Origin of the sequence: Rhodoferax saidenbachensis, from assembly GCF_001955715.1 — a bacterium.
In the GTDB taxonomy this organism is placed as follows: Bacteria; Pseudomonadota; Gammaproteobacteria; order Burkholderiales; family Burkholderiaceae_C; genus Allorhodoferax; species Allorhodoferax saidenbachensis.
The window spans coordinates 80,010-94,063 of sequence record NZ_CP019239.1; the positions used below are offsets into that span (position 1 = coordinate 80,010).

The 14,054-nt window shown below is 62.3% G+C and carries 17 protein-coding genes; 9 read left to right on the forward strand and 8 right to left on the reverse strand.

The features are described 5' to 3' along the window. The first annotated feature begins 24 nt into the window (after positions 1-24). From RS694_RS00420 to RS694_RS00445, 6 genes are read left to right on the forward strand one after another with little or no spacing between them, the layout of a single operon-like run. Positions 25-852, forward strand: a complete 828-nt coding sequence (locus RS694_RS00420; protein ID WP_029706358.1) for an ABC transporter ATP-binding protein — start codon at positions 25-27, stop codon at positions 850-852. Next, the gene (locus RS694_RS00425) at positions 845-1,741 is read left to right on the forward strand and encodes an ABC transporter permease (RefSeq protein WP_051391733.1); all 897 of its coding nucleotides are present in this window, start codon (positions 845-847) and stop codon (positions 1,739-1,741) included. Before RS694_RS00420 ends, RS694_RS00425 begins: the two co-directional genes overlap by 8 nt. Further along, positions 1,738-2,631: an ABC transporter permease gene (locus tag RS694_RS00430; protein ID WP_081708552.1), complete on the forward strand. Its 894-nt coding sequence runs from the start codon at positions 1,738-1,740 to the stop codon at positions 2,629-2,631. Before RS694_RS00425 ends, RS694_RS00430 begins: the two co-directional genes overlap by 4 nt. A 48-nt stretch (positions 2,632-2,679) precedes the next feature. After that, the gene (locus RS694_RS00435; RefSeq protein ID WP_029706361.1) at positions 2,680-3,684 is read left to right on the forward strand and encodes an ABC transporter substrate-binding protein; all 1,005 of its coding nucleotides are present in this window, start codon (positions 2,680-2,682) and stop codon (positions 3,682-3,684) included. Between the two features lie 16 nt (positions 3,685-3,700). Next, the gene (locus tag RS694_RS00440) at positions 3,701-4,327 is read left to right on the forward strand and encodes a TetR/AcrR family transcriptional regulator (RefSeq protein ID WP_029706363.1); all 627 of its coding nucleotides are present in this window, start codon (positions 3,701-3,703) and stop codon (positions 4,325-4,327) included. Positions 4,328-4,381: 54 nt separating this feature from the next. Then, positions 4,382-5,269: a type 2 periplasmic-binding domain-containing protein gene (locus RS694_RS00445; RefSeq protein ID WP_156876157.1), complete on the forward strand. Its 888-nt coding sequence runs from the start codon at positions 4,382-4,384 to the stop codon at positions 5,267-5,269. A 56-nt stretch (positions 5,270-5,325) separates the two neighbouring features. Here RS694_RS00445 and RS694_RS00450 read toward each other — a convergent pair whose 3' ends face one another. After that, positions 5,326-6,495, reverse strand: a complete 1,170-nt coding sequence (locus RS694_RS00450; protein WP_051391728.1) for a GGDEF domain-containing protein — start codon at positions 6,493-6,495, stop codon at positions 5,326-5,328. Between the two features lie 115 nt (positions 6,496-6,610). Between RS694_RS00450 and RS694_RS20330 the strand changes: the two genes are divergently transcribed. Together RS694_RS20330 and RS694_RS00455 are read left to right on the forward strand one after the other, a co-directional pair. Then, a complete protein-coding gene (locus tag RS694_RS20330) occupies positions 6,611-6,751 on the forward strand; it encodes a hypothetical protein (protein WP_156876158.1) in 141 nt (46 codons plus the stop codon). Positions 6,752-6,768: 17 nt separating this feature from the next. After that, entirely contained in the window at positions 6,769-7,020 is a 252-nt protein-coding gene (locus tag RS694_RS00455; protein WP_029706366.1) for a DUF3297 family protein, read from the forward strand. 42 nt (positions 7,021-7,062) lie between these two features. Here the strand turns inward: RS694_RS00455 and RS694_RS00460 are convergent, their stop codons facing one another. From RS694_RS00460 to nhaR, 7 genes are all read right to left on the reverse strand, one after another. Then, entirely contained in the window at positions 7,063-8,160 is a 1,098-nt protein-coding gene (locus RS694_RS00460; protein WP_029706368.1) for a sulfate/molybdate ABC transporter ATP-binding protein, read from the reverse strand. 25 nt (positions 8,161-8,185) lie between these two features. Further along, entirely contained in the window at positions 8,186-9,073 is an 888-nt protein-coding gene (gene cysW, locus RS694_RS00465) for a sulfate ABC transporter permease subunit CysW (RefSeq protein ID WP_029706369.1), read from the reverse strand. Between the two features lie 2 nt (positions 9,074-9,075). After that, a complete protein-coding gene (cysT, locus tag RS694_RS00470; RefSeq protein ID WP_029706370.1) occupies positions 9,076-9,957 on the reverse strand; it encodes a sulfate ABC transporter permease subunit CysT in 882 nt (293 codons plus the stop codon). After that, positions 9,958-10,959 (reverse strand): sulfate ABC transporter substrate-binding protein, encoded by a 1,002-nt coding sequence (locus RS694_RS00475; RefSeq protein ID WP_029706371.1) that lies wholly within the window; start codon positions 10,957-10,959, stop codon positions 9,958-9,960. 125 nt (positions 10,960-11,084) lie between these two features. After that, positions 11,085-11,939 (reverse strand): MipA/OmpV family protein, encoded by an 855-nt coding sequence (locus RS694_RS00480; protein ID WP_081708554.1) that lies wholly within the window; start codon positions 11,937-11,939, stop codon positions 11,085-11,087. Beyond that, the gene (locus RS694_RS00485) at positions 11,939-12,409 is read right to left on the reverse strand and encodes a CopD family protein (protein WP_029706373.1); all 471 of its coding nucleotides are present in this window, start codon (positions 12,407-12,409) and stop codon (positions 11,939-11,941) included. Before RS694_RS00485 ends, RS694_RS00480 begins: the two co-directional genes overlap by 1 nt. 50 nt (positions 12,410-12,459) lie before the next feature. After that, positions 12,460-13,353, reverse strand: a complete 894-nt coding sequence (nhaR, locus tag RS694_RS00490; RefSeq protein WP_029706374.1) for a transcriptional activator NhaR — start codon at positions 13,351-13,353, stop codon at positions 12,460-12,462. Between the two features lie 119 nt (positions 13,354-13,472). Between nhaR and RS694_RS00495 the strand changes: the two genes are divergently transcribed. Beyond that, positions 13,473-14,003, forward strand: coding sequence for an Rrf2 family transcriptional regulator (locus RS694_RS00495; RefSeq protein WP_029706376.1), 531 nt, complete (start codon positions 13,473-13,475; stop codon positions 14,001-14,003). The last annotated feature ends 51 nt before the right edge of the window (positions 14,004-14,054 follow it).

Below are 14,054 nucleotides of genomic sequence, written 5' to 3' on the forward strand. Positions count from 1 at the left end.
CTGCTCCAACCCATCTCTGTGCCCATGAACTCCACTGTCGTGTCCAGCCCTGCCGCCACTTCCAGCACCGCCCCGCCACCGCGTCTTGCCGTGGAAGTGCGCAACGCCAGCGTGGTCTACCAGACGGCCGATTCGCCGGTGCATGCGCTCAGTGACATTGACCTGAACATTGGCGAAGGCGAATTTGTCTCGCTGATCGGCCCCTCGGGCTGCGGCAAGACCACGCTGATGCGGGTGATTGCCGACCTGGAAAAAATCAGCGCAGGCGAGGTACTCGTCAACGGCGTCACGCCGCACGATGCACGCCTGGCGCGGGCCTATGGTTATGTGTTCCAGGCCCCTGCGCTTTTTCCCTGGCGCAATGTGCTGGCCAATGTGACGCTGCCGCTGCAGATCCAAGGCAAAGGCAGGGCCGAGGCCAAAGCCACTGCACTGGAGCATCTGGCGCGTGTGGGCCTGACCGGTTTTGAAGGCAAGTACCCCTGGCAGCTCTCGGGCGGCATGCAGCAGCGTGTGTCGATTGCGCGCGCGCTGTCGTTCGAGCCCAAGATTCTGATGATGGACGAGCCCTTTGGCGCGCTCGACGAAATCACGCGCGACCGGCTCAATGAACAGTTGCAAGAGCTCTGGCAGCGTGAGCGCCGCACCGTGGTGTTTGTCACCCACTCCATCGCCGAAGCGGTCTACCTCTCCACCAAGATCGTGGTCATGTCGCCGCGCCCGGGCCGCATCGTCAAGGTGATCGACTCGCCTTTGCCCAATGAGCGCCATCTGGGCCTGCGCGACACGCCTGCCTTCATGGAGCTGGCCCACGAAGTCCGCGAAGCCCTGGCGGATGGCCACCATGGCTGAAGTGAAAAAGAGTTTGCTGCAACGCGCCGCGCACGACTGGCTGCCAGTCGTTGTCGTGTTGCTGGCCGTTGTCATCGCCTGGTACGGGGCGGCCTGGGCGCTGAATGCGCCGGGCGCCATCGAGCGTGTGCTGGATGAAGAAGCTGGCTACACGCAGAGGGAGCTGTTTGAAGCCACCATGACCATGGAGCGCCCGCTGATGCCCGCGCCGCACCAGGTGGCCATGGATTTTTACGAGAGCCTGACCGAGTGGCCGGTGGACTCGCCACGCAACCTGATTTACCACGTCGTGGTCACGGGCCAGTCAACGCTGCTGGGCTTTGTCCTGGGCACGGCACTCGGCCTGCTGCTGTCGGTGCTGATCGTGCACAGCCGAACGCTGGACAAGGCGCTGTTGCCCTGGATCGTCGCTTCGCAAACCGTGCCCGTGCTGGCGATTGCGCCCATCGTGCTGGTGGTGCTGGGCAGTCTGGGGTTTTCGGGCACCGCGCCCAAGGCATTTATCGCCATGTATCTGTGCTTCTTTCCGGTCACCGTGGCCATGGTGCAGGGTCTGCGTTCGCCGCAGAAGATTGAGACCGAGATGATGCACACCTACGCCGCAAACCGCTGGCAGTCGCTGTGGTTGCTGCGCTTGCCGGCGGCCTTGCCCTTCCTCTTCCCTGCGCTGCGCGTCGGTGTGGCGGCGGGTCTGGTGGGGGCCATGGTGGCCGAGCTGCCCACCGGTGCGCAGGCCGGTCTGGGCGCGCGCCTGCTCACCGGTTCGTACTATGGCCAAACCACCCAAATCTGGTCCGCATTGGTCATGTCTGCCCTGCTGGGGCTGGCTTTGACCGGCATCGTGGCGGGTGTGGAGCGGATGGTGCTGCGCAGCAGGGGGGCGAAATGAGCGAAACAGCCGCAATCGACGCAGTCGCTGGTGCGACGGGTGTTGCCCCATGGTTCTGGCCTGGCCTGGTTCTCCTCGCCCTGGTGGCCGGTTACAGCGTGTACCGGATGGCGGCCGTCAACGGCAGCCGCTGGGTGGGCATGGCGACGGCGGCGCTGTTTGGCGTGTGGGTGGTGGTGTTCTGGGAAATCCTGGTGCGCGCACTCGATGTGCCGCGCGTGCTGCTGCCCGCACCCAGCCTGGTCATTGGCTCCCTGTTCGACAACGCGCCCAAACTGTGGGGCGACTTTGTGCAGACCGTGGGCAAGGCCGTGCTGATCGGTTGGGCGCTGGGCTGTGGCCTGGGGTTTGCCGTGGCGGTGGCGATTGACCGCATGCCCTTCTTGCAGCGCGGCCTGCTGCCCGTGGCGTCGCTGACCAGCGCGATCCCGCTGGTCGGTGTGGCGCCGATTGCGGTGATGTGGTTTGGCTTTGAGTGGCCGTCCAAAGCCGCCGTGGTGGTGCTGATGACCTTCTTCCCCATGCTGGTGTCCACCCTGGCCGGTCTGCAGGCCGCGGGCAAGCTGGAGCGCGAGCTGATGTACAGCTATGCCGCCAGTTACCCGCGCACGTTGCTGGCGCTGCGTCTGCCTGCAGCGCTGCCGTTCATCTTTGGCGCGCTCAAGGTCAATGCCACGCTGGCGCTGATCGGGGCCATCGTGGCCGAATTTTTTGGCTCCCCCACCTCGGGGCTGGGCTTTCGCATTTCCACCGAAGCGGCGCGCATGAACATGCCGCTGGTGTGGGCCGCCATTGTGGTGGCGGCCGTGACTGGTTCACTGGCCTACGCCCTGTTAGTTGCTTTGGAGCGCCGGGCGGCGTTCTGGCATCCCTCGGTGCGCGAAGGGTGAGCCCGCGCTGCTATGTGTATTTTCATTAACCCCTAGAAGGAGCTTTCCATGATTCGTTCTTCCCAGTTCACCAAGGGCCTGTTGGCCTTGGCGATGGCTGCTGCCGGCTTTGGTGCTATGGCGGCTGACAAGGTCACCGTGCAGCTCAAGTGGGTGCCCCAGGCCCAGTTTGCCGGCTACTACATGGCTGCGGCCAAGGGCTTCTACAAGGATGCCGATCTGGACGTGACCATCAAGCCCGGTGGCCCCGACATTGCCCCTACACAGGTGATTGCCGGCAAGCAGGCCGACATCGTGGTGGACTGGATGCCCTCGGCCTTGGCCGCGCGTGAAGCGGGTGTGCCGCTGGTCAACGTGGCCCAGGTGTTCAACCAGTCCGGCCTGATGCTGACCTGCAAAAAGGCCAGCGGCGTGGCCAGCCCCAAAGACTTCAAGGGCAAGACCCTGGGCGTCTGGTTTGGCGGCAACGAATACCCCTTCCTCAACTGGATGAGCAAGCTCGGTCTGAAGACCGACTCCGACATCAAGATCCTCAAGCAGGGCTTCAACGTCGACCCACTGCTGCAAAACCAGGCCGCCTGTATTTCCACCATGATTTACAACGAGTACTGGCAAGTGGTGGACGCGGGCGTGAAGGAAAAAGACCTGGTCACTTTCTTCTATGAAAAAGAAGGCGTGGCCACGCTGGAAGATGGTCTGTATGTGCTCGAAGCCAACCTGAAAGACCCCGCCTTTGTTGCCAAGATGGGCAAGTTCCTGAAGGCCACGCTCAAGGGCTGGGACGCTGCCGTCAAAGACCCTGAAGCTGCTGCCAAAGCCGTCGTGGCCGCCGACACCTCCGGCAGCGCCAGCATGAAGGTGCAGAAGCGCCAGATGGAAAATGTGGCCAAGCTGATCACCAACGCCGGTACCAAGAAGATTGGTTACCTGGAACCTGCAGCCTACGAGCGCACCGTGAAGGTCCTGCTGGCCGGCGGCAGTGACCCCGTGATCAAGAAAGATCCGGGCAAGGCCGCGTATTCCCACGCCATCTGGGAAGCGGCGCAGAAGTAACTGAATAATTGGCGACATGAACAAAGTTGCCGATGCTTCCAAGGGCCTCATTCGCCAGACGAATGAGGCCCTGATTCTTTCCGCGGCCGAAAAGGTGTTTGCGCGCGCCGGATTTGCCGGTGCCACCATGGCCGCGATTGCCGAGGGCAGCGGTCTGCCCAAGGCCAATCTGCATTACTACTTTGGCTCCAAGGACGTGCTGTACCGCGAGGTGTTGGCACGCATCCTCAATGACTGGCTGGTGCCGACCCATGGCATCACGCAGGACGCCGATCCGCGCGCGGCGCTGGAGCAGTACATTCGCGCGAAGATGGCGTTGTCCGCCCAGCGGCCCGATGGCTCCAAGGTGTTTGCCAACGAACTGCTGCACGGCGCCCCCGTGGTCAAGGCCCTGCTGGCCACCGAGCTGCGCCGCCTGATCCGCGAGAAGGCCGCCGTGGTGCAGGCCTGGGTGGAAGCCGGGCGCATGGCGCCGGTGGATGGCATACACCTGTTCTTCACCATCTGGGCGGCCACGCAAACCTATGCTGACTTTGACGTCCAGGTGGGCGCGGTGCTGGGGCGCGAGACGCTCACCGCCAAAGACCATGCGCGCGCGACCGAACATGTGGTGTCGCTGATCCTTAGGGGTTGTGGCTTATAGATTAAGGCCGCATCCGGCGTCACAATCCGGGGACTTTGCATCCCCGGAGCTTTTTTGCAGTTACCCCATCGCCGTCTGTTGCACACCTTGCTTGCCGCCTGTCTGGCTGGCCCCGCATGGTTGTGGGCCCAGCCTCAGGTGTTCACGCTGACGGCGCCGCAGACGGGTAACACGAACCGCATTCCCTTCAACCAGGCGGTGCTGACGCTGGCATTGGAGAAGACGCGTGCGGCGGAGGGTGACTACCGCATCGCGTTCACGCCGCGCATGAACACCGCGCGTGCGCTGGAAGAGGCCAAGCGCAAAAACTACCCCAACCTGCTGGTGCTCACCACCTTCCAGAATGCGTTGCTGGACGCGGGGCTGGACTATGTGCGTTTCCCGGTGGATCTGGGGTTCACGGGTTATCGCATCTGTTTTGTCTCGCCCCAGGCGCGCGATGCAGTCGCCAAAGCCACCAGCCTGGAGCAGTTGCGCCAGTTCAGCGTGGGCCAGGGCATCGGCTGGGCAGATGTGGGGATCCTGCGCTACAACCAGTTCAAGGTGGTCGAGGTGCCGCTCAAGGACAGCCTGTTCCGCATGGTGGCGCTGGGCCGCGTGGACCTGTTTTGCCGTGGCATGGACGAACTGGAGCCCGAGTACGTGGCGAACAAGTCGTTGCCGGGTTTGGACTATGACCGCTCGTTTGCACTGTCGTACAAACTGCCGCGTTTTTTCCTGGGCCACCAGAGCAATGCGGATGCGCTCAAACGCGTCACCCGTGGGCTGTTGCTGGCCTACAAGGACGGGTCGCTCAAAACTTTGCACCTGCGCTACTTTGGCAGTGCGCTCCAATTTGCCAAGCTGCCCCAGCGGCGCCTGGTGAAGCTGGAGACCCCGAACATCGACCGCATCGATTTTGACTACCAGCGCTACTACCTGGACCCGTTTGCCAAGCCTTGACCACCGGATTGATGCATCAAAGTGGCCTCTAGCCCTCGTGGAATATGCGCAAACAGCTATGAAAACAGGAGCATCTGAGGCTGCTGGGCGCGTTCCACCCGGTTGCGTCCGCCCTGTTTGGCGGCGTAACAGGCGCTGTCGATGCGGGTGTAGGTGGCGTCCGGCGTGCCGTCGCGGTGGGGCAGCACCTCGCCTACACCAAAGCTGGCTGTCATGGTGTGGATCTGGCCTTCCAGCGTGCAGGGCGAGGTTTGCAGCAAGGCCCGGAATCCTTCGGCCATGGCGTGGGCCTCGTCGACCGTAGTGTCGGGCAGCAGCACCACAAACTCTTCACCGCCCACCCGCGCCACAAAGTCGTTGGCACGGCGGAAGTAAGAACGCAACAGGCCTGCAATATGGCGAAGGCAGGCATCACCGGCCAGGTGGCCGCGGGTGTCGTTGATCAGTTTGAAGTGGTCGATATCCATCACGATCAGCGACAGGGACTCCTTGCGGCGGCTGTGCTGGTTCCAGGTAGCGGTGTAGACGGACTCGTAGGCGCGCCGGTTTGCCAGCAGGGTCAGTGCATCGGTGCGGGCCAACACGTCGTTATTGGCCTGGCTCACGATCAGCGCATGTTCCAGCCGGATCTGCGCCTCGTATTCCTTGCAGTAGTTGCGGCCCGACATGCCGGCCCATAGCCAGATGATCATGTAGGCGTAGACCAGGGTGCGCAACTCCGGCACCAGCGGCAGCCATACCAGTACAAACGGCGCCAGCAGCAACAGCAGCAGGTAGGCCTGCAGCCGCGCACTCACCGTGAACGCAATGCAGGCAGCCGCCGTGTAGACCCCGCCGGCCATGACCACCACCACAACAACCGTATTGGCCCAGCCCTGCTCCACCCCCATCAACGCGACCAGGGCAGACCACAGGCCGTAGCCGGTGTAGATCAGGGCCCATTGGCGGCGGTACCAACGGGTGAACTGCGCGTCGTCGGCAGACTTAGCGGGCAAACGGTTGCGCCAGCGCAGCCACCACAGCAGTGTGAACGCTGCCGCAGCAGCGCCCAACAGGAGGGACGTGAGCGGCGTGAACTGGCCGACCAGCCACAGGGCCACACAGGTTACGACGTAAAACGCCGGGCCCACCAGCGCGCGCCGGTACAGGTCCGAGCAGGTACGCCAGCGCCAGTACGCCGCATATTCAGGAACGGTCTCTCCTGGAGACCAGTAGATCAAATCCACGGAGCGGCTTCGGTGGTGCGGGAGTGCATTGCAATGAGGATAGGGGGAAGTGCATGGCCTGCCTATCCCCCATTCGGGTGATTTATCAGTGGCACACGCGTTACCATTGCACCCCATGAAAACTACCTACATTTTTGGCGCGATCCTGGCCTGCAGTGTTGCCGGAACCCTGATCGGCGCACGCGCCACCAAAACCGCTCTGCTGGTCGTGACCGGTGTGCTTTCCGGCTACGGCCTGTTCCGCATGTTGGGCTGATAGACAACGAGATAACCATGACCGACACCACCACACCCCGCCCCGAACTGCCCGACCATCTGTCTGCCGACCCGCGCAGCCCGCACCACATCGCTGCTGTGTTTGAACACGACATCGGCATCCGCTTCAACGACAAGGAACGCTCGGACGTCGAGGAGTACTGCATCAGCGAAGGCTGGGTCAAGGTACCGGCGGGCAAGACCCTGGACCGCAAGGGCAAGCCGCTGTTGCTCAAACTCAAGGGCAAGGTTGAAGCGTTTTACCGCTGACCCTTCCCCCTCATAGAGAAAGGCCCGTAAGGGCCTTTCTCTTTATGGTGCGACGAAGACCCGAGCCTTGCGCGGCGTGAGCACCACCACTTCGCCTTCTTGGAGTGCCAGAGCGGCAAATTCCTGGGCGCCGATTTGCGCTTCGATGATGTCGCCACTGCCGGCCGCCGCCGTGTCCTGTGGCAACAACTCCAGACGTGCAATGGGCCCCACCACAATGGCACGCACCAGCTTGGCAGGAATGCCGCGGGACTGGTCGGTGCCGGCTTTGTAGCGCTGCACATCCAGGTCGTGTGGGCGCACATAGGCGAAAGCCTTGGAGTCTTGCGTGGTGGCGTGTTCGGGCGTCGCCAGACGCACGCCGTATTGCGCTTCACCAATCAGCATTTCACCTTCGTGCGCACGGCCATGGAACAGATTCACATCGCCCAGGAAGCCGTAGACAAAGGGGCTGGCGGGGTGGTCCCACACCTGCTGGGGCGAACCGATCTGTTCAACCTGTCCTGCATTCATGAGCACTACGCGATCGGCCACTTCGAGGGCTTCTTCCTGGTCGTGGGTCACAAAGATACTGGTGACGTGCAGGTCGTCGTGCAGACGGCGCAACCAGCGGCGCAGCTCCTTGCGCACCTTGGCATCCAGCGCGCCAAAGGGTTCGTCCAGCAGCAGCACCTTGGGCTCCACGGCCAGGGCGCGCGCCAATGCAATGCGCTGGCGCTGGCCACCGGAGAGTTGCGCGGGGTAGCGGTCCGACAGCCAGTCCAGTTGCACCAGGCCCAGCAGCTCATGCACCTTCTGCTTGATGACCGTCTCGCTGGGGCGACTGGCGCGCGGCTTCATGCGCAGGCCAAAGGCCACGTTGTCAAACACGGTCATGTGCCGGAACAGCGCGTAATGCTGGAACACAAAACCCACATTGCGCTCACGCACATGCACGTCGGTGGTGTCTTCGCCGCTGAACAGGATGTTGCCCTGGTCGGCGGTTTCCAGTCCGGCGATGATGCGCAAAAGGGTGGTCTTGCCGCAGCCCGAAGGGCCCAGCAGGGCGACCAGTTCACCGGACTCGATGTCCAGGCTCACATCGCGCAGGGCCTTGAAGGTGCCGAAGTCTTTGTTGACGTTGCGGATTGCAATGCTCATGGTGCTTTTCTCGAAATAGGGGCGCTTACGCCAGCGGGCGCTCGGGTGGGAGTTCGGCGGCGGCCTTCTGGTCGCGCTCAAACTGCCATTCCACAAAGGACTTGATGACCAGGGTGACCAGTGCCAGCAGGGCCAGCAGCGAAGCAATGGCAAACGCGGCGACCGACTGGTATTCGTTGTACAGAATTTCCACGTGCAGGGGCATGGTGTTGGTCTGGCCGCGGATGTGGCCCGACACGACCGACACCGCGCCAAACTCACCCATGGCGCGTGCGTTACACAAAATCACGCCGTAGATCAGGCCCCACTTGATGTTGGGCAGCGTGACGTGCCAGAAGGTCTGCCAGCCGGTGGCGCCCAGCACCTGCGCGGCCTGCTCTTCTTCGGTGCCTTGCGCCTGCATCAGCGGGATCAGCTCGCGCGCGATGAAGGGAAAAGTCACAAAGATGGTGGCCAACACAATGCCTGGCACGGCAAACACGATCTTGATGTCGTGCGCCTGCAGCCAGGGCCCCATCCAGCCGTGCGCGCCAAACAGCAGCACGTAGATCAGGCCTGCGACGACGGGAGACACCGAAAACGGCAGATCCACCAGCGTGGTGAGGAAGGCCTTGCCACGGAACTCGTATTTGGCAATGGCCCAGGCCGCGGCCACGCCAAACACCAGGTTCAGCGGCACCGCAATGGCGGCGGTAATGAGGGTCAGGCGGATGGCGCTCCAGGCGTCGGGTTCCTTGAAGGCTTCAAAGAACGCATCGGCGCCCTTGCGCAGCGCTTCGGTAAACACCGCTGCCAGTGGCAGCACCAGAAACAAAAAGATAAACGCCAGTGCGATGCCTATCAGCGTCCACTTGACCCAGGTCGGCTCGGTGGTGCCAGCCTTTGCGCGGCGGATGGTACGGGAGTTACTCATGGTCAGGATCCCGAACGCTTGCGTTGCCAAGACTGCAGCCCATTGATGACCAGCAGCATGAAGAAGGAGGCCAGCAACATCACGGTAGCCACCGCAGTGGCGCCGGCGTAGTCGTACTGCTCCAGCTTGCCGATGATGATGAGGGGCGTGATTTCAGACAGCATGGGCATGTTGCCGGCGATAAAGATGACGGAGCCGTATTCACCCACGCCACGTGCAAACGCCATGGCAAAGCCGGTGAGCAGGGCAGGGCCGATGGTGGGGAAGATGACAAAGCGAAAGGTCTGCCAGCGCGTAGCACCCAGGCAGGTGGCGGCTTCTTCGAGTTCTTTCTCGGCGTCTTCCAGCACGGGCTGTACGGTGCGCACCACAAACGGCAGGCCAATGAAGATGAGGGCAATCACCACACCATTGCGGTTGAAGGCGAGCTGGATGCCGTAGGGCTCCAGCAGGCTGCCGATCCAGCCGTTGCTGGCGAGGAGGGCGGTGAGCGAAATGCCGGCCACGGCGGTGGGCAGCGCAAAGGGCAGGTCCACCAGCGCGTCGATGATCTTTTTGCCGGGGAACTGGTAGCGCACCAGCACCCACGCCACCAGCAGGCCAAACACGGCGTTGACAACGGCCGCCAGGAACGAGGCGCCAAAGGTGAGCTGGTAAGACGCGATGACGCGCGGGCTGGATACCGCGGCGACAAACTGGTCCCAGGTCAGCGTGAAGGTTTTGAACACCAGTGCCGACAGGGGGATCAGCACGATCAGGCTCAGGTAAAACAGCGTGAACCCGAGCGTAAGCTTGAAGCCAGGCAACACCCGTTTGGCCGGGCGTTTGGCAACAGAAGGGGCAGCAGGGCTGTGCGGCCCCGCTGCCGAAACAGCAGCTGTCATTTACTTGACCGTGTAGAGCTTGTCGAACTGGCCACCGTCGTTGAAGTGGACTTTTTGTGCCTCAGAGAAGGAGCCAAAGTAGTCTTCCACGCGAAACAGGCTGATCGGCTTGAACACGTTGCTGTACTTCTTCAGGATGGCCTGGTTGGTCGGGCGGATGGCGTGCTTGGCGGCAATTTCCTGGCCTTCTTCGGAGTAGAGAAAGTTCAGGTAGGCCTTGGCTTGTTCGGCAGTGCCCTTTTTGGCCACGGTGCGCTCCACCACGGCCACGGGGTTTTCAGCCACCACGGAGCTGCTGGGATGCACGGCGTCGACCTTGCCGGCGCCGAACTCGTTGTCCACGCTCACCACTTCGGATTCAAACGTGATCAGCACGTCGCCAATATTGCGTTGCAGGAAGATGGTGGTCGCATCGCGGCCACCCTTGGCCAGCACGGGCACGTTTTTGTAGAGCTTGGTCACATAGTCCAATGCCTGGGCGTCACTGCCGCCCTTCTTGCGCACTTGGCCCCAGGCCGCCAGATAGGCCAGACGCCCGTTGCCGCCCGTCTTGGGGTTCACGACCACCACTTGCACGCCGGGTTTGATCAGATCGTCCCAGTCCTTGATGCCCTTGGGATTGCCATTGCGTACCAGGAACAGCATGGTGGAGCTGGTGGGGGCGGCATTGTTGGGGAATTTCTTGGCCCAGTCCTTGGCCACCACACCGGTGCTGGCCAAAAAGTCCACATCGGTGGTGGTGTTCATGGTCACGACGTCGGCGTCCAGGCCATCGTTCACGGCCCGTGCCTGGGCGCTGGAACCCGCGTGGGACTGGTCAATCTTGATGTCCTTGCCCGTGGTTTTCTTGTAATTGGCGATAAAAGCGGTGTTGATGTCCTTGTAGAACTCACGTGCCACGTCATACGAAACGTTCAGCAGCGTGGTCTGGGCTGCTACCAAATTGCTAGCTGTCAGCGCAAATGTGGCAAGGGCTAGAGTGGCTTTTTGCTTGAAATTCATCGGGTGCTCCAGAGCGGGTGTGGGGAGGCGTCACAAGACACAGAACCGCGATTTTGAGGAACTACCCATCAAACCACAACGAATACTTCGTTGTTTGTATATGCGGCATTCCGTCTAAGCGGCGCCTAATTCTCGGCTTTCGCGGCAGAACGGCTCAAAGTCCAATGCAGTCCCAGCCCGGCCGAGGTGCCGGTGGACTGCTGGTAGAGCGGGCTGGCCGCGTTGGCCGAGCCTGCATAACTCTCGGCCCGCACATAGGCAAACACCCGCACATCGGGGCCCAGGCGACGCGACGCATTCAATGTGAGCCGCGTGGCAATCAGACCGGCCTGGGCCGTGTAAGCGGGGCGCTGCGGCGTGGCCAGGTCGGCGGGCACGCCATAAAAGTACTGGTTGAGCCGGCTGTCGCCCAGCACCAGGCTGGCATTGGTGGACAGGCTCCAGCCTGCGCCCACATCGCGCACCTCGTAGCTCAGTTCCGGTTCCATCGCAAAGCCCTGGGTGCGCACGCCGTTGTTGATCTCCAGCACCGTGCGCAGCGGTAGCTCGTAGCGCAGGCGGCTGCCCGGCGTGGGACGCGCCAGCGTGCCCTTGAGTCGCGGCCCAAACTCGATCAGCGTGCCCAGGTCCGACATGCCCTGGCGGGCCGGGATGTCCTGCGAGCTGGCCGGCAGCGACGCGGCAAAGCCGATGTCCAGTTCAGTGTCGTCGGTGTGCAGCAGGCGTGCGCCCACGCCGCCCCGGTCGGAGCGGAACACCTCGCCCCGGTAAACCAGTGTCGGCAGCACCAACGCACGCGTGCTGCGTTCGCTGGACGCCGGGTAGGCCGGGCTGGACAAGGCGCCGGCGAATAGGCCCACCTCCCACAGTGGCAGGCCTTGTTCCTGTGCCTGGGCGGACAGCGCCAGGCTGCTGCCCAGCACCACTACCGCGGCCCACGCCGCGCTGCGCAGGTGCCGCGTGCCAGGTCTGGCGTGCATCAGCGCACCAGGCGCACGGCAGCGATGGCCACCCAGCCCAGGACAAAGTTGGCAAGCACCAATGTGTGGATTTGCCCCGCTGCCTTGGCGGCCAACGGCCATTCAGCCGCCGCTACGGCACGTTGAAACTTGCGAAAACCGGCAAAGTAGATGTGACCAAAGACCAGCATCATGGTGATGCCCAGCACCAGCATCAGGTTCCAGCCCAGAGGCACACTGCCCACGCCGCTGGCCAGCTTGCTGGCCTTGAAGGCGGCGGTGTAGAGGTGCGTTCCGCTGAAGAACAGTGCCGCAATGGCAATCAGCACGATGGCAAAAAACCGGCGCCACACCTCACCCATGAGGCGCGCACGGGGCTGGGCCTCCATCAGTGCCATGGCGGCCGGGCGCAGGGCCAGCAGCATGAAGGTCATGCCCCCCATCCACACGATGCCTGCAACCAGGTGAATGAGTTTGGCGATGTCGTACATAAAACCCTTTTGGCAGCGTTTAAAAGAAGGAGCAGGCCCGGATTGTCGGCTCAAGTGAAGAGCTGGTCGCGCGCCGCGGTGGTAATGGCCACCACACATGGGTGGGTAATGCGCCGTTCCACCGATACGGCAAAGAACTCTTCCACCAGTTCGTCGCTGCGGCCAATCACCTCCACACCAAACTGCTCCGCAATATCGTCCTCCATGACAGAGGGCGCCATGAACACGCCGCGCCCTTTGCGGCCAAAGGCGTTCATCAGCGCACCGTCGTCAAACTCGCCAATGGTTCTGGGGTGAATCTGGTGGTGGCTGAGCCAGCCTTCCCACTGCTGGCGCACCGAAGCTTGGGCACCCTGCAACAACATGGGTGCGCCATTCAGACAGGCCGGAAACGGCCCTTTCAGTTGTGCCTTGAGCCCCGGCGTGCAGAAAAAACTCATGGGGCTGCGCCCCAGCGAATGGTTAAAGGCCTTGACGCTGATGCGCTTGGACATGGGCTCGTCGGCAATCACCAGGTCCAACTGGTTCAGCGCCAGCTTGGCCAGCAGGTCGGGGAACTTGCCCTCGCTGCAAATCATGCGCACCGGGGTCGTTACCTCCAGCGCTGGCTCCAGCAGCCGGTAGGCCAATGACTTGGTGACCGAGTCGGCGACGCCCACCTTGAAGTCCAGCACCTTGTGTGCGCCATGTTGTTGGCGCACAGCTTCTTCCAGCTCGATCCCCAAGCTGAAGATCTGGTCGGCATAACCCAGCGCCAGGCGGCCATCTTCGGTCAGTTCCAGGTGGCGCCCACTCTTGCGAAACAGCTTGCGACCCAACCATTCCTCCAGCAATTTGATCTGTCCCGATAGGGTTTGTGGTGTTGTGTGTAACTGCTCACCTGCGCGCATGATCCCGCCCGCCTTGGCTGTAACCCAAAAATAGTGCAGGTGTTTGAAGTTCATGGCATCTCCAGTCTGGGTACAAACACTTCGATTTAATCGAAGTGAGAAAGTAAAAAATACGAATTTACACGAAGCATAACTTTTCCTACAGTGCAAGTCTCACCTTAAGGAGAGTAGCTATGCGACTCAGTACCCGCGGCAGATTTGCCATCATTGCCATGATCGACCTGGCCCTGCGTGCGCCGGACCAGCCGGTGCCACTGCAGGATCTGGCCCTGCGCCACCGGATTTCCCTGTCGTACCTAGAACAGGTGTTTGCCAAGCTGCGCCAGGCCGGTCTGGTGGACAGCACACGCGGCCCCGGCGGCGGTTACGCGCTGGGCTACCGTGGCGACGCCATTACCGTGGCAGACATCATTGGTGCGATTGAAGACGATGAGTTGGAAGCCGGCCCGCCCCAGACCGATGGCACCCAGGACATGACACGTGACCTGTGGAACGCTTTGCACAACGCGGTCGTTGCACACATGCAGACCATCAGCCTGCGCAGCCTAGCGGCCGAACAGCAGGCCAAGGGTTTTCAGGTGCAGGAACGCAAGCCCAGCAAGAAGGGCGTGTTGCAAAAGCCCAAGGTCAAGCCCGTGCACACCACGGCGCCCAACTCGGTGTTTGCGCTGGCACAGTCGCTGGGTTTGCGCACCAGCAGTTAAGTGCCAAACCGGGCTCTGGCCCGCACGGAGTATGCGCAGGCAGCTACTAAT

Coding starts and splice junctions, on each gene's coding strand:
- RS694_RS00420 (WP_029706358.1), top strand. CDS start 25: ATGAACTCCACTGTCGTGTCCAGCCCTGCCGCCACTTCCAGCACCGCC.
- RS694_RS00425 (WP_051391733.1), top strand. CDS start 845: ATGGCTGAAGTGAAAAAGAGTTTGCTGCAACGCGCCGCGCACGACTGG.
- RS694_RS00430 (WP_081708552.1), top strand. CDS start 1,738: ATGAGCGAAACAGCCGCAATCGACGCAGTCGCTGGTGCGACGGGTGTT.
- RS694_RS00435 (WP_029706361.1), top strand. CDS start 2,680: ATGATTCGTTCTTCCCAGTTCACCAAGGGCCTGTTGGCCTTGGCGATG.
- RS694_RS00440 (WP_029706363.1), top strand. CDS start 3,701: ATGAACAAAGTTGCCGATGCTTCCAAGGGCCTCATTCGCCAGACGAAT.
- RS694_RS20330 (WP_156876158.1), top strand. CDS start 6,611: ATGAAAACTACCTACATTTTTGGCGCGATCCTGGCCTGCAGTGTTGCC.
- RS694_RS00455 (WP_029706366.1), top strand. CDS start 6,769: ATGACCGACACCACCACACCCCGCCCCGAACTGCCCGACCATCTGTCT.
- RS694_RS00460 (WP_029706368.1), bottom strand. CDS start 8,160: ATGAGCATTGCAATCCGCAACGTCAACAAAGACTTCGGCACCTTCAAG.
- cysW (WP_029706369.1), bottom strand. CDS start 9,073: ATGAGTAACTCCCGTACCATCCGCCGCGCAAAGGCTGGCACCACCGAG.
- cysT (WP_029706370.1), bottom strand. CDS start 9,957: ATGACAGCTGCTGTTTCGGCAGCGGGGCCGCACAGCCCTGCTGCCCCT.
- RS694_RS00475 (WP_029706371.1), bottom strand. CDS start 10,959: ATGAATTTCAAGCAAAAAGCCACTCTAGCCCTTGCCACATTTGCGCTG.
- RS694_RS00480 (WP_081708554.1), bottom strand. CDS start 11,939: ATGCACGCCAGACCTGGCACGCGGCACCTGCGCAGCGCGGCGTGGGCC.
- RS694_RS00485 (WP_029706373.1), bottom strand. CDS start 12,409: ATGTACGACATCGCCAAACTCATTCACCTGGTTGCAGGCATCGTGTGG.
- nhaR (WP_029706374.1), bottom strand. CDS start 13,353: ATGAACTTCAAACACCTGCACTATTTTTGGGTTACAGCCAAGGCGGGC.
- RS694_RS00495 (WP_029706376.1), top strand. CDS start 13,473: ATGCGACTCAGTACCCGCGGCAGATTTGCCATCATTGCCATGATCGAC.